General features: G+C 65.8%; 17 protein-coding genes. 7 read left to right on the forward strand and 10 right to left on the reverse strand.

Translation table 11 applies throughout. The features are described 5' to 3' along the window. The first annotated feature begins 12 nt into the window (after window positions 1-12). Window positions 13-768, forward strand: coding sequence for an SDR family NAD(P)-dependent oxidoreductase (locus tag HCK04_RS16150; protein ID WP_168065975.1), 756 nt, complete (start codon window positions 13-15; stop codon window positions 766-768). 118 nt (window positions 769-886) lie between these two features. Here the strand turns inward: HCK04_RS16150 and HCK04_RS16155 are convergent, their stop codons facing one another. Next, window positions 887-1168 carry a Fe-S cluster assembly protein HesB gene (locus tag HCK04_RS16155; RefSeq protein WP_142648148.1) on the reverse strand — a complete coding sequence of 94 codons (282 nt, stop codon included), beginning with the start codon at window positions 1166-1168 and terminating at the stop codon, window positions 887-889. A gap of 288 nt (window positions 1169-1456) precedes the next feature. Between HCK04_RS16155 and HCK04_RS16160 the strand changes: the two genes are divergently transcribed. The 5 genes from HCK04_RS16160 (at window position 1457) to HCK04_RS42410 (ending at window position 3349) form a co-directional block, all read left to right on the forward strand. Further along, complete coding sequence (locus tag HCK04_RS16160; RefSeq protein ID WP_142648149.1) at window positions 1457-1696, forward strand: hypothetical protein; 240 nt, start codon at window positions 1457-1459, stop codon at window positions 1694-1696. Between the two features lie 18 nt (window positions 1697-1714). Beyond that, window positions 1715-2221: a DinB family protein gene (locus HCK04_RS16165; protein ID WP_142648150.1), complete on the forward strand. Its 507-nt coding sequence runs from the start codon at window positions 1715-1717 to the stop codon at window positions 2219-2221. A 62-nt stretch (window positions 2222-2283) separates the two neighbouring features. After that, window positions 2284-2415, forward strand: coding sequence for a hypothetical protein (locus tag HCK04_RS43610; RefSeq protein WP_261985922.1), 132 nt, complete (start codon window positions 2284-2286; stop codon window positions 2413-2415). A 104-nt stretch (window positions 2416-2519) separates the two neighbouring features. Beyond that, window positions 2520-2933 (forward strand): prevent-host-death protein, encoded by a 414-nt coding sequence (locus HCK04_RS16170; protein ID WP_142623584.1) that lies wholly within the window; start codon window positions 2520-2522, stop codon window positions 2931-2933. Next, window positions 2930-3349: a cytotoxic translational repressor of toxin-antitoxin stability system gene (locus HCK04_RS42410; RefSeq protein ID WP_142648151.1), complete on the forward strand. Its 420-nt coding sequence runs from the start codon at window positions 2930-2932 to the stop codon at window positions 3347-3349. Before HCK04_RS16170 ends, HCK04_RS42410 begins: the two co-directional genes overlap by 4 nt. A gap of 6 nt (window positions 3350-3355) precedes the next feature. On the opposite strand, the gene HCK04_RS16180 is transcribed toward HCK04_RS42410, so the two are convergent. The 4 genes from HCK04_RS16180 to HCK04_RS16195 form a co-directional block, all read right to left on the reverse strand. Further along, the gene (locus HCK04_RS16180; protein WP_142648152.1) at window positions 3356-3775 is read right to left on the reverse strand and encodes a hypothetical protein; all 420 of its coding nucleotides are present in this window, start codon (window positions 3773-3775) and stop codon (window positions 3356-3358) included. Between the two features lie 61 nt (window positions 3776-3836). After that, window positions 3837-4049, reverse strand: coding sequence for a DUF397 domain-containing protein (locus HCK04_RS42415; RefSeq protein ID WP_142648153.1), 213 nt, complete (start codon window positions 4047-4049; stop codon window positions 3837-3839). Between the two features lie 84 nt (window positions 4050-4133). After that, window positions 4134-4352: a hypothetical protein gene (locus HCK04_RS16190; RefSeq protein WP_205830312.1), complete on the reverse strand. Its 219-nt coding sequence runs from the start codon at window positions 4350-4352 to the stop codon at window positions 4134-4136. A 113-nt stretch (window positions 4353-4465) separates the two neighbouring features. Then, complete coding sequence (locus HCK04_RS16195) at window positions 4466-4687, reverse strand: hypothetical protein (protein WP_142648154.1); 222 nt, start codon at window positions 4685-4687, stop codon at window positions 4466-4468. A 205-nt stretch (window positions 4688-4892) separates the two neighbouring features. Between HCK04_RS16195 and HCK04_RS16200 the strand changes: the two genes are divergently transcribed. Further along, complete coding sequence (locus HCK04_RS16200; RefSeq protein ID WP_260617287.1) at window positions 4893-5561, forward strand: hypothetical protein; 669 nt, start codon at window positions 4893-4895, stop codon at window positions 5559-5561. 162 nt (window positions 5562-5723) lie between these two features. On the opposite strand, the gene HCK04_RS16205 is transcribed toward HCK04_RS16200, so the two are convergent. The 5 genes from HCK04_RS16205 to HCK04_RS16225 form a co-directional block, all read right to left on the reverse strand. Beyond that, entirely contained in the window at window positions 5724-6965 is a 1242-nt protein-coding gene (locus HCK04_RS16205) for a DNA cytosine methyltransferase (RefSeq protein ID WP_142648156.1), read from the reverse strand. Window positions 6966-6984: 19 nt separating this feature from the next. Then, window positions 6985-7953 carry a DNA (cytosine-5-)-methyltransferase gene (gene dcm, locus HCK04_RS16210; RefSeq protein WP_142648157.1) on the reverse strand — a complete coding sequence of 323 codons (969 nt, stop codon included), beginning with the start codon at window positions 7951-7953 and terminating at the stop codon, window positions 6985-6987. A gap of 64 nt (window positions 7954-8017) precedes the next feature. After that, the gene (locus HCK04_RS16215; protein WP_142648158.1) at window positions 8018-8845 is read right to left on the reverse strand and encodes a DUF6339 family protein; all 828 of its coding nucleotides are present in this window, start codon (window positions 8843-8845) and stop codon (window positions 8018-8020) included. Beyond that, entirely contained in the window at window positions 8842-9774 is a 933-nt protein-coding gene (locus HCK04_RS16220) for a hypothetical protein (RefSeq protein WP_142648159.1), read from the reverse strand. The genes HCK04_RS16215 and HCK04_RS16220 overlap by 4 nt, the downstream gene beginning before the upstream one ends. Further along, a complete protein-coding gene (locus tag HCK04_RS16225) occupies window positions 9771-11864 on the reverse strand; it encodes a helix-turn-helix domain-containing protein (protein ID WP_142648160.1) in 2094 nt (697 codons plus the stop codon). Before HCK04_RS16225 ends, HCK04_RS16220 begins: the two co-directional genes overlap by 4 nt. Between the last annotated feature and the right edge of the window lie 355 nt (window positions 11865-12219).

A 12219-nucleotide genomic window follows, 5' to 3' on the forward strand; every position in this document is an offset into this window, starting at 1 on the left:
AGGAGCGCCGACATGGATCTGGGACTCACCGGCCGTACGGTCATCGTGACGGGGGCCTCCGGCGGCATCGGGCGGGAGATCGCCCGCGGGTTCGCCGCCGAAGGAGCCGACGTGGTGCTCACCTATCACCACGCGCAGGACGGTGCGGAACGGCTCGCCAAGGAGATCGGCGGACGCTCGCTCGTCGCGCCGTACGAGATGGACGACGACGAAGCGGCCCGCGGCCTGGTCGAGAGCGTGCTCGCGTGGTCGGGCCGGATAGACGTGCTGGTCAACAACGCCGTGCACTGGGGCGCCGACGAGCCGGAAGCGGACCTCCCGTTCGACGCCGTGCCCGACGTGAGGTGGCAGAAGGTGATCCGGGTCAACGTCGAGGGCGCGCTGCGGCTCAGCCGGGCGGTCGTCCCGTCGATGCGCGAGCGCGGATGGGGCCGGATGGTGCACATCTCGTCGAGCGTCGCGGTCGACGGCATGCCCGGCGGGGAGTTCTACGGCGCGGCCAAGGCGGCGCTGCACGGTTTCAGCAGGTCAGCCGCGTTCGGGCTGGGGAAGGCCGGCGACATCCTGTCCAACGTCGTCATGCCCGGCTTCACCAGGACCGAGACGAACGCCGAGATGGCCGAGCAATGGGGCGGGCACTACAGCGCGCGGGCTCCGATCGGCCGCCTGCTCGACGCCGCCGAGGTCGCGAACGCCGTCGTCTATCTGGGCTCGGCCGCCAACACCGGCATCACCGGACAGGCGATCAAAGTGACCGGCGGAGCCTGACACCTGTTCGCTGTGACGACCCGATGCGAGCCCGCGCCGTAGCCGCCGGCTGGTCTGGGCCGGACGGCCTGCGGGCCCGCACGACTCGGGCCGCGGTTACGCACCGCCAGAGATGGTTCTACTGGCGCATGAGCAGGAAGGTGTGCTGGCCCTCCGCGCCGATCTCGGCGTCGAGCGTCTTGTCGTCGAGCGAGGGCGCCACCTCCGCCTCGACGAAGACCCGGGTGTCCGCCTTCTCGATCACCTGGTCGCCGGCCTGCGGCGCGCTCACCAGAGACAGTTCGAGGGAGGCTTCCGGGCCGGGCCTCGCCGCCAGTCGCAGGCCCGCCTCATCAGGGATGTTGTCACCGGCCGTCAGATCACGAATCGCCATGACGGCGTTGTCGGTCAGCGTCAGCATTGACTTGCTCCTTCACGAATGGGGGCGGATTTTCCGTACGGCCGGAGAAACCTCCGGCCCCATGTGGTCGGGACGGCCCGACGGCGCGTGCGCGACGCCGGCCACTCCGACCTCGTTACGCCGTACCCCCGATCCGGGGACGAAACCGCGTAGCGCTCCGGCCGTGCACGTCCTGGCGATCACTGTCCTGATAACTGCCGCCCATCGGTCCTCTTGCCATCGCTTGTTCGCGCGGTGTCCTGAGTGTGGCAACAGCGCACAGGACGCTACATATGCAAAGCTATTTACTTGTTTTTCTACGAGCTCACCGAGTGGGGCCACGACCTGAAGCCGATCCTCGTGCACCTGAGCCGATGGGGCCGGCAGTCCCTGCTGCGGGAGACGACGACGCCCCTCGGGATCGATTCGGCCGGTCTCAAGGCCCTGGTGATCGACGGGACCCCGCCCGTCCGGCTCGGGGAGCGGCTGAAGACCACCGGCGATCGCGCTGTCCTCCAGCGGCTGCTCGACGCCATCGCGACAGAGTGACCGAAGGGGAGATCGCACATGAGCTCGTCACCGGAATCGAGTGAGGTCGAGACCCTCCTCGGCTACCTGAACTGGAAGCGGCGGCACGTCCTCGACATCCTCGACGGCCTGGACGAGGCCGACCTCCGGCGTCCTGTCCTTCCGTCGGCCTGGACCCCGGTCGGCCTCGTCCACCACCTCGCCCTCGACGTCGAGCGCTTCTGGTTCCGCGCGGTCTTCGGTGGCGACCCCGAAGCGGTGGCCTCGTTCGCCACCTCGGCCGACGCGTGGCAGGTGCCCGCCGACCTGCCCGCCTCGGAGGTGTTCGACCTCTACCGCGAGGAGACGGCGCGCGCCGACAAGGTGATCGCCTCCAGCGGTCTGAACCAGACGCCGCGCTGGTGGCCGGACTTCCGCGACGACCGGCCGCCGCGCGACCTGCGTTCGGCGATCCTCCACGTCATCGTGGAGACGGCGACCCACGCCGGCCATCTCGACGCCGTACGCGAGCTGATCGACGGCAAACAGTTCCTCGTCCTCGACTGAGTCAGGAGCCGGGGCAGCGGTAGGCGGCGTGGCGGTTGGGGGAGCAGCACACCACGCCGCATGTGAGGAACCGGCCGCCGGTCAGCCAGATGCCCCACTGCACGGGCCACTACCCGCGCCCGGCAGTGCGCCTGGTCTCGGCCGCCAACACCGGCATCACCGCACAGGCCATCAAGGTGACCGGCGGCGCCTGATCGGATCGACAACCCCGGAGTACGCCGTGCGGGTCCAAGTACTTCGCGTACTTGACGTACGTTTCTCTCGATCCGATATTGGCAGTGGGACGAGAGGAAGTGGCATGGGAGTGCATTTCGCCAGCTACACGGAGGCCAGAGCCAAGCTCAAGGAGCTCCTCGACGCTGCTGAGCGGGGTCGGAGTGCGACCGTTCGCCGCGACGACCGGACCGCCGCTGTAGTAGACGGCGAGCGCTTGCGATACTTCCTGGCTCGAATCTGCCCATCCAACGCCCAGGTAGTGGCCGAGGATGGCGGATGGTCGGTCTTCATTCCAGGGCTGCCGGTCGCCGCGGACGGGCGGACGTTCGACGAGGCCATCGACGAGATGATCGACGCGCTTCGAGAGTACGCCGAGGATTGGCAGGACCACCTGTTGGACGCGGTCAACCACCGCGACAACTGGGGGCTGGTGCAGATGATCTGCCTGAGCAGCGACGACCAGCTACGGGAGTGGCTGATAGGGGCGGCTCAATGACGTGGCCGCAGCCGACCCGGGAAGATCACGAGCGTTTCTGCAAGAGCGAAGGCTGGCGGCGAATCCGGGACGCCAGGGGACGGACGGGCACGCACCACGTCACGTACGAGTTCGACCTCCCTACGGGCGGCATCCTGCGGACGCGAATTTCACATCCACCTGACCGCTATGGGCCCAGCCTTTGGGCTCATATCCTGCGAGACCAGCTCCAGGTCTCCGAGGAGGAGTTCTGGGGCTGCGTCCGGGACGGGATCGTGCCTGACCGGGGAGGCCGTCAAGCGCCGGCTGAGGCGCTGCCCGCAGACCTGGTCTATCTCCTCATCCATCGAGCCGGGCTGACCGACGCCGAGGTCGGCCGCATGTCGCGAGATGAGGCGCTTGCTCGTCTTCAGATCTTCTGGTCGGAAGGCTCGTAGGCCGGTTCAGGAGGTGGGGCAGCGGTAGGCGGCGTGGCGGTTGGGGGAGCAGCACACCACGCCGCAGGTGAGGAACCGGCCGCCGGTCAGCCAGATGCCCCACTGCACGTCGACGCCGCCGGTGAGTGCCTCGCGGGCGTTGCGCAGCCGTACGTCGAGCCCGATGCGGGCCTCGTCGGCCGGGCGGAGGAAGGAGCTCTCCATCGCCCGGTAGCGCTCCGCCAGCCACGTGAGCGCGTCGTCGGGAGTGGCCGCAGAGGCGTCGATCCGGCGGGCCGGCTTCAGCAGCCAGTCGCACGTACGCATCGGCGGCAGCGGGGAGCTCGTGAACGGACCGGGGTCGGCGGGCGGCAGCGGCGGTCGCCGCTCGGCCTCGTTGCGCAGCTCTTCCCCGATGCCGCTCCACACGTAGCAGTGCAGGTGCATGACGCTCCGTACAGTGGGGGTGGCCCCTGCCTGGTGCGAGCGGGCAGGGGCCGCCGTGCTCCTACAGTGTGGTCAGGCCGGCCGCGCGAAGCTCGGCACCGGTGAACCGGAGAGTCCCGGCATCCGGGTTCTTGCTGTCACGCAGGGCGAAGGCGTCCGCCTCGCCCGGAATCGGGGCCAGCTCGACGCAGGACTCCATGTCCTCCTCCTGCTGGTTGCCGCCGCACAGCCGCCGGAAGCGCGCTCCGGCGAGGTCGCGGTCGTACAGGTCCATCGGGCTCCTTCCTGTTGGTGGTCCCGCCTCGTACGGTTCGCCGGGCGGGCGTCTTCGTCGGCCCTGTCTTCACCGGGCCTGTCTTTATCGGGCTCGGCCGCGTAGCAGGTCCAGCCAGATCCGGCGCGTCCGGGCGTCGGGCAGCCGTTCGGTCTCCCTCGTTTCCGGTCGGCCGCCGCTCCGGTCCGTACGGCGGACGAACAGCAGCCCGCCGGACGCGCACAGTTCGTACGCCAGCGGGGAGCAGTGGTCGCAGGTGTGGGCCACGACCCGAACCCGGGCGGTGCGCCTGGTCTCAGCCATCCACCGCAGCGTGACGTGCCCCGGCTGCTCGGGCGCAAGATGCAGCCCCGGGCAGGCGTCGGCGGCCTGAGCCAGAGCATCGAGCGCCCGGACAGCGGACTCTCGGAGGGCACTCACTGGGGCAGCAACCCTGCGGCGAGCTCCTCCTGGTCGCAGAGCCGCGCAACGAGTTGGTCGGCGTCGTCCGCATCGATGGTGTGGCTCAGCCCGTGACTCAACTGCGCGTCGGTGAGTCGCTGATTGCGCGTTGCCCACAGGCGATCCGCTGAGCTCCGCCAGATTGTCCATTGGGGGAACGCGGCCTGCAGGTTCGCAAAGGTTGTCGTCGGGGACATGGCGACAGAGTCACGTACTGTGCCGTCACATTTACACTGCGTTTGCGGGACGTGCGGGACGTTTCGCGTTACCGTCGGGAGACGTCCTCAACGTCCCCCCGATTCGAGGTCGCCAGTGGCAAATGACTCTCTACGCCAAGCCATGTCCAGTGCGAGACTTACCGAAAGGGACCTCGCGTTACGGTGCGAGGTAGACGTCAAGACGGTGTCCCGCTGGCTGGCTGACGAGGCACGCGTGCCGCACCCGCGTCATCGGTGGGCCGCTGCCGAAGCGTTGGGAGTGGATGAGTCCGTGTTATGGCCCGAGGCGATTCGGAACACGGTCAAGATCGGCCCCGATCGAGAAGTGGTGTCCGTTTATCCCTACCGGTCCGCCTGCCCGAAGAGCGTGTGGCGGGCGCTCATCACCGAGGCGAAATCGACAATCACGCTGGCGGGATACACGAACTACTTCCTTTGGCTTGAACACCCCAACCTGGCGAAGGTGCTCAAACGCAAAGTCGAGCAGGGCTGCAGTGTCCGTTTCCTGATCGGCGACCCCGACAGCGAGGTGACCCGCCGACGCGAGGAAGCCGAAGGCGTCCCGCTCACAGTGTCAACGCGGATCCGCATCACACTGGCCGAACTCGACCAGCTCAAGGGCGTGCCCGGCGTCGAGGCGCGGTTCGGTGACGAGCACATCGCCATGTCGGTGTTCCAGTTCGACGACGAAATGCTCGTCACCCCACACCTGGCCAAGCTTGTCGGTCACGACTCGCCGCTCCTGCACCTCAAGCGCCACCAAGACGACGGCCTCTATGACCGCTTCGCCTACCACGTAAAGGAGCTATGGTCAGCCGGCCGGGACATCTGGCCGAAGGCAAGCGTGGGATGACATCAGCGGTGCAGGGAATGAGTGGCGACTTTCGTGATCATGCTGTTTCAGTCGGAAGTAGTCGCAGCAGCAGTGGACCTGTTCGAGGCCGCAACCATGCCCGACTCGTCCACTACGTCGCGACCGCGCGACGGTGCTTCGGAACCTTGGGGCAGCGGGTTCTCACGCGAGAGAACCGGATGAGCCGCTGGGATGCGCTTCCGGATTCACCAAGGAGACTGGGGAATGCTCCCAGGCTTCGGCGGCCGCCAGGTAGCGATACAGCTCGCCGGCGATCGCTTGGGCAAGACCCACGGGAACGGCGTTGCCGATCTGACGCGCTATCTGGATCTTGCTGCCGACCCACTGATACTCGAGGGGGAAGCCTTGGAGAAGCGCGGCTTCTAAGTGTGTGATCGGGCGGTCGGCCTTCGGGTGGAGGTATCGGCCCTTCTCCGGCTTGTAGAACTCGGTGCGGATGGTCACTGAGGGACGGTCCCACCAGAGGCGCCCCATCACATCTCCGGAACCGGTTCGATGGTTGATCCAGTTCGGAGTCGACAGGTGAGGCGGCAGGTTGTGACGGTTGCCCCCTTCGGGAATCGCCTTGTATCGCTCGCGCGAGAGGTCTGTCGGGTTACGACCGATATGAAGGTCACTCGTGCGGAAGGTGCCCGGGAGTGTCCGGCCCAGGAGGTCACAGGTCCGTGCCGGTAGTTCAGTGGTCGCCGTCTCCGGAGGAGTGGAGCTGAAGACGGCGCTTGCGGGAATCCATCTCTCCAGCGCTTCGAACAGCGCCCCATCGCTCTTCTTATCGGGCTTCCGGTGGGTGGGCTTGGGGTGTTGGAGAGGCTTCTTGGACGGGTGCGACTCGATGAGGTCTCGGTGAGTGGCCAGAACGATCACACGCCGGCGAGTCTGAGGTACACCGTAGTCGGCCGCGTTCAGCAGCTTCGTCTCCAGAACGTACTCTCGCAACTCACCGCGCTCACCTGTCGATGCCTTGAGCAACTGGTACTCATGCGACTTCAGGAAGCGGTCCACGTTCTCGATGACGAAGATCTTGGGCTTGAGCGCCAGGACCACCCGGACGTACTCCTTCCAGAGCTTGTTCCGGGGGTCGAGCGGATCCTCCTTGCCCAAGCCGGAGAAACCCTGGCAGGGCGGGCCGCCAAGGATCACGTCCACGTCGGAAGCGACATTCTTGGGATCCCACCCGGCTATGTCACCTGCATAGATATGGCCGGTCCCGCCGGCCTCCTCGGCGAAGTTCGCCGCGTACGTAGAGGCTGCGGCGATGTCCCATTCCACCGCTCCGACCGTACGGAAGGCGCCCGGCTTGAACGTATGGAACCCCTGAGTCAGCCCCCCACATCCGGCGAATAGGTCGACGATCTTGATGGGGCTGAGGGGGCGGGCGGTCATGAGCCTCACCTTACCGAGATCATTGGGCCAATACTGCCGCAATCTGTCGGCCCACGGCCTCGGCGAGCGGCGGTGGGACCGCCTGCGCCACCTGCTTATAGCGTGCTGTCTTACCGCCCATGACGATCCAGTCGTCCGGCAGGCTCTGGAGCTTCATCACCTGCTCGACCGTCAGCTTGGGAACTCCGTCCCGCCCGAGGCTCGGGTCCAGTACGAAGTCTGCATCGGGGACATCGTTCCCGAGGCCGTGGGCGTTCACGGCCACTTCCATCCACTGGCGCTTGGATCGAGTGGGGCCCAGATCGGCACCTCCGTGGTTCTTCGAGCCGCCGACGACCGTCGGGGCGACACGATTCGCCAACGCCGCCCAGGCGTCCGCATCACGCCAACCCTTGCTCGCCATCGACTCCCTCAGCACCTCGCCGACCGTCGGAACGGTGCGGTGCGTCGGCTCGGGCCACTCGAATCGCATGAAGTCGTTCGGCCGCATGGCGAGCAACAGGCAGCTGCGTCGCACCTGAGGCACGCCGAAGTCCTGCGCATCCAGGACCTTCCACTCCCACCGGTAGCCCAGGTGCTCGAGCTCGGCTTCGACCTCCTTCCGGACCCCTGCGAACTTGGGCATCTTCAATGACGGCGTGGTCTCCAGGACGATCGCCCTGGGCTGCAACTCGATCGCCAAACAGACCGCCACGGACAGCAGGTCTCGCTCATCCTTGGCGCCCTCCTGTTTGCCGGCGATCGAGTAAGGAGTGGACGGGACGCCACCGGACAGCAGATCGACTGTCCGGATTCGGTAGTCGGCTCCGACGAAGTCTTTGAGGTCCAGTTCGGTGACGTTCCAGTCCGGCCGGTTGGCGCGTAACGTCCGGCATGCATGCACGTCGTTGTCGATCGCCATGACCGGGCGGAAGCCTGCTCTCTCAAGCCCGAGCGCCTGGCCACCGACTCCGGACCCGATTTCCAGACTGGTGAACTGTTCGCCCATACACCCCCCTTGATCCAGATCGTCGAGCATATGTGATCGCAGCTCTGAATCAGATACCTCGGAGCTACAACGCCATTTCTCCCGCCGCCGGACTTTCAGTAAGGAGTTGCTTGAAGAGAGTGGCCAAGGTGTCCACCGAGGTGGAACGGACTCGCCCGTCCGAAGGGCCGGTCGGTAGCGAATCGTACGGCACCAGAACACCCGCCAACTCCTCGATCCAATCGCGGTACGCGTCGACGTCCCTGGGGTCGTCCGGCGCGTACGCCTCGTAGGACAGGGTGCTACCCGCGGTGTTCACTGCCTGAGCCAGCGCGTTGACCTGTCGTCCCGTGCGGACGACGCCGGTGTTGAGCAGCCGAATCATCGCTTGAGCGGTCGGGCGATGCAGAATCACATCCAGCCTCAACACGGTATTCAACACATCCTGATTACTGCAGGCCACGACAACGGGTCCATAGTCCGGTCCGTCGCGGAAGAGCTCGGCCGCCCACCACAATCGGGCCATGGCCTGGGAATGAAATGGCCCGGAAAACCGGGTACGTGACACCGTTGGTGGATTACCCCTGCTCAGGTGCCTCCAGTAGACGTAGTCGGGGGCGAGTCGTAGTGCCAGGTAGTTCCATATCCCCGAGTCCGAGGCCTCACGGCGGGTCAAGCGCAGTGTTGCGTGCAGCACCGGAGCCAGCCAGGCGTCCGCAGAGGTGCGTTCGGCCGGCGTGAAGCGCTTCATCGCCTCGTCGAAGAGTTGTCGAACCGGCTCGGCCTCCCATGTTGACCACTCCGACATCTGGTCGATCGCGGAGGACTGCAGTGGCTCACTGTTCTCCAGGACACCGGTTGTCAGGAATCGTGCGGCGGCTTCGTTGGACAGCAGGCCCAGCGTCGTGTTCACTCGTCCTCCGGACCGGTCTTCTGTAGGAATCGGATAAAGCCGCCCAGACTGCGCGGCATTCGGGCCTGCTTGGCAGCGGCGTGCATCACCCGCGACTGCACTCCGCCGACACCGAGGTCGGCGATCTGGCGTAGCGCGTCCTCCGGCGAATGATCGGGGAAGAGAGTGGGGAGCATGCGACGGAGCACCAGCCCACGCCAGCCCTCCGGCCAATCTCGGCCGTCGACCTGGTGAGCCGCCTCGTTGAAGAGGGCGGTCCACATGGCGGTGCCGATCTGGGCCGCCAGCCCTTCCCGAATCGGACGCTCGGCGGCCTTCGTGCTTTCGAGGATCGCACGCAATCCGTCGAATCCGCTGTTCAGATTGAGCGTGGCCACCTCATCGGTGGTGGTCAGCGCCCAGGGATCGCTCTTGCACCAGGCCAGGTGCGGATCCTCGGCAAAGTCGACCCATCGCGTCTGGACGGCCTCCTTCTGCGCCGCCGGCCGCGCCTGAAGATCGACGATCCAGGGCCGGGCGACCGTCGCAACTACTCGCCCTGGTACTTCGTCAACTGTCGCCACGAGGTGGCCTGAGAGTTGCACCCGACCGAAATGGTCGTCTCGATGGAGATCCAGCTCTCCGGTCCATTCGCCCGGCTGGCCCATCATGAGCTTGACGGCCGAGTGGGTGTTGGTCCGCCGTTCTGACGCTGTGGCAAAGAAGGCGAGGCTGTACCAGGGTCCTGCGTCCAACTCATGTCGGGGTGCGCTGACGCGGATGCCCAGTCGTAGGGTGCTCCAGTCTTCACGGTTCACACGGTGCAGCCCAACAGTGTGGTCCTGTTCCGAGATCATGTCGTAGGGCAGCGCCACATCATCGAGGCGAACTTCGTGGACCGTCATGGTCAGCTCCCCTGCGAGCACAGGGTAGGGCGCGATCTGCTTCATCGCCTGCCATCCTTGGCCTGGACCAGGTCGACTTCGGCGATCGCCATCCGCCCGGCCACAGGATGGCTGGAGACATCGCTGACGCCTGTGAACACCGCGGAGCGTTCTTTCGCGGCGCATACCAGCACGTCCCCGATCAGCTCGCAGTTCGATTCGGCGAAGAGTTCGGCCCAGCGAGCCTCGGGTTTCGGGCCTGAACGAGTGGCGAATCTGAGTAGTGGACGGAGCACCCATGGATCTTCTCGCTCCGGCAACTTGATCTCGACCCTGATCCGCCACGCCCCGGCATCGTCCACCTCCCCCGTAGCGCTTTTGACGGTCGGATACCCCTTGGTCCGCGGCAGCGGTATCGGATCGAGGTCCAGCAGGTCTCGCAGGATGGCGGGAGGACCTTCCTGCCCAACGGGTTCCGATGGTTTCACCGCGCTGCGCACCATGGCGAAGGCCGTTCTTCGAAACTCCCTCAGCCTGGTCATGGCACCGCGTGCGTATGTCGCGGTGAGATCCTCGGTGGGTTTCCAGTCATTGTGCTCTGGAGGCTCGGCCGCACGAAGAAACGCTTCGGCGACCTCGTCAGCCGGCGCCCCAGCCCCTGTCGCGTTTCCGGCCAGCAGCACGGCCTGAAATTGGGGCGCACCGATGGGGACTCCGGTGACCGGCCGATCCAACACCGTCATCCGGGTGCCGCGCATCCCGACCAGGCGATTGGGCTTTTCCTCGCCCTCATGCGCCCGTGTCACCAACAGCACGGCCTCGTGCTCCACGGAACCCGACTGCGGATCTGACTTGGACGGCGGCACGGCCAACGGCACCGCCAACTCCACCACGTCCTCCGCCCGAACGAGTTGCGACACAGTTGTCCTATCGAGGAATGCTCGGACCGCACGCGCCCGCGCGGGCTCGTAGCGGTAAGGGTCGACACGCTCTTCCGCGACGACGGCCTGACCATCGCGCAGAGCCTCCACCGATGCCTCCAGCATGGGTGCCTGGCCGCGTCCTGCGACCATGGATGCCCAGAAGTGGGAGGCCAAGCCACGCACCAGAACGGCGTGCATCTCCTCCAGCGTCGTGGCTTCTCCGGAAGGATCGTGCGCTCCGACGATCAGGAAGCTCGTACCAGGATCGGAGCTTCCTCGAGTCAGGTACAGCTCTTCCACGGTACGTTCACCGGCCCACCACGATCGAGCGGCCGAAGCTCTCAGAGGATCCCGACCGCCGAGCCAGGCAGGACCCGCGTACTGCACCCCGTTCAGCTCATGCCAGGGAAGATCTATCCGGCCGATGAGACGTCGTTCACGAAGATCCTCGTAAGGCTCGGAGAGCGTGCTGTTCATCACGACCAGACCGAAACGACTGGCGCCCCAGATGGTCGCCTTGCCCAGACCGAAAGACCCGCCGGCAATGCCCTTCTTATGGCTGTCGAGCTGTCTTCGGACGACCGCGGCGAACCTCCCGTCCTCGTACTCGGGACCGGTCAGGCCGTTCGCGTTGTAGTCGTCGATGCGGAGGAGAAGCAGTTTGCCGGTCTCTCGTAGCTCACGAAGTCCGTCGGCCAGCATGCGGCCGACCTTCTGCTTCTGATCGCCTGCCGCCTCGATGTGAGGAGCAAGGTCGTCCCACCGTATGGCTTCCTGGAGCCGACGGAGACGTTCGCCGGAGAGCTCGTGCAGAGTGAAGCGGACTCGAACCGGGCGCGTCTTGTCCCAACGCTCGTCCAGGCTGTTCTGTGTCGCCTCTCTGGCGGTTATCGCCAGAGAGGAGTCGAAGGCGAAGGCGGCAGGATTTCCTAATTCCCGACCGCCATCGGAATGCGCTAGGCGATGATGCCAGGCCACATAGCCGCTCGATTCCGGAGCCTCGTCACGGGTCGCGGAGGAGCCGGCGGCCAGGTCGAGGATCTCCTCGATCGCCTGAATGTTCTCGATCCGAGGCGTGGCCCGGCCGGTGATCCATGCCGAGACCGCAGCGCGCGTCACGTTCAGGGCGGCCGCTAACTCCGACTGGCTCATGCCCTTACGGCGCAGTTGTCTGCCGAGCCAGGCCCCGAACGCCTCCGGATCGCGGGTGATGCTGTCATCGTCCTGAGTCATCGCGGGTTTCTCCAGGTGGGACAGGGCCAATTGACGCCTCAGGCTAGCGTTTGACACTGGTTTGACGCTACCGGCAGGGGAAGTCTCTATGTCCTCAAGCTGGTTCAAGTCCGGAAAGGGCGATTTGGCCACATGTGCGTCATTCGGCCTTTTAAGTCCAAAGATTTTCCGCTTGCGGGCTAAGTTGCTCATATGGCAGCATGACCCTCACCGAGGACGAGTTCCCCAAGGCTCTTCCGAAGGGTGAAGCGCACCCCGATTCGTTCTATTGATCTGCTTACTTTGTCGGCATCGAACTGCATTTAGCGTGCCCAGCAAAGGTTCGGCAAACACCTCGCCGAATGTCTCCTTGGCG

Source organism: Microbispora sp. CL1-1 (genome assembly GCF_012034195.1).
Lineage (GTDB): Bacteria > Actinomycetota > Actinomycetes > Streptosporangiales > Streptosporangiaceae > Microbispora.

Bases quoted from the DNA above. Each gene is read 5' to 3' on its own strand.
- HCK04_RS16150 (WP_168065975.1), top strand. From the start codon at position 13: ATGGATCTGGGACTCACCGGCCGTACGGTCATCGTGACGGGGGCCTCC.
- HCK04_RS16155 (WP_142648148.1), bottom strand. From the start codon at position 1,168: ATGCTGACGCTGACCGACAACGCCGTCATGGCGATTCGTGATCTGACG.
- HCK04_RS16165 (WP_142648150.1), top strand. From the start codon at position 1,715: ATGAGCTCGTCACCGGAATCGAGTGAGGTCGAGACCCTCCTCGGCTAC.
- HCK04_RS16170 (WP_142623584.1), top strand. From the start codon at position 2,520: ATGGGAGTGCATTTCGCCAGCTACACGGAGGCCAGAGCCAAGCTCAAG.
- HCK04_RS42410 (WP_142648151.1), top strand. From the start codon at position 2,930: ATGACGTGGCCGCAGCCGACCCGGGAAGATCACGAGCGTTTCTGCAAG.
- HCK04_RS16180 (WP_142648152.1), bottom strand. From the start codon at position 3,775: ATGCACCTGCACTGCTACGTGTGGAGCGGCATCGGGGAAGAGCTGCGC.
- HCK04_RS42415 (WP_142648153.1), bottom strand. From the start codon at position 4,049: ATGGACCTGTACGACCGCGACCTCGCCGGAGCGCGCTTCCGGCGGCTG.
- HCK04_RS16190 (WP_205830312.1), bottom strand. From the start codon at position 4,352: ATGGCTGAGACCAGGCGCACCGCCCGGGTTCGGGTCGTGGCCCACACC.
- HCK04_RS16195 (WP_142648154.1), bottom strand. From the start codon at position 4,687: ATGTCCCCGACGACAACCTTTGCGAACCTGCAGGCCGCGTTCCCCCAA.
- HCK04_RS16205 (WP_142648156.1), bottom strand. From the start codon at position 6,965: ATGACCGCCCGCCCCCTCAGCCCCATCAAGATCGTCGACCTATTCGCC.
- dcm (WP_142648157.1), bottom strand. From the start codon at position 7,953: ATGGGCGAACAGTTCACCAGTCTGGAAATCGGGTCCGGAGTCGGTGGC.
- HCK04_RS16220 (WP_142648159.1), bottom strand. From the start codon at position 9,774: ATGAAGCAGATCGCGCCCTACCCTGTGCTCGCAGGGGAGCTGACCATG.
- HCK04_RS16225 (WP_142648160.1), bottom strand. From the start codon at position 11,864: ATGACTCAGGACGATGACAGCATCACCCGCGATCCGGAGGCGTTCGGG.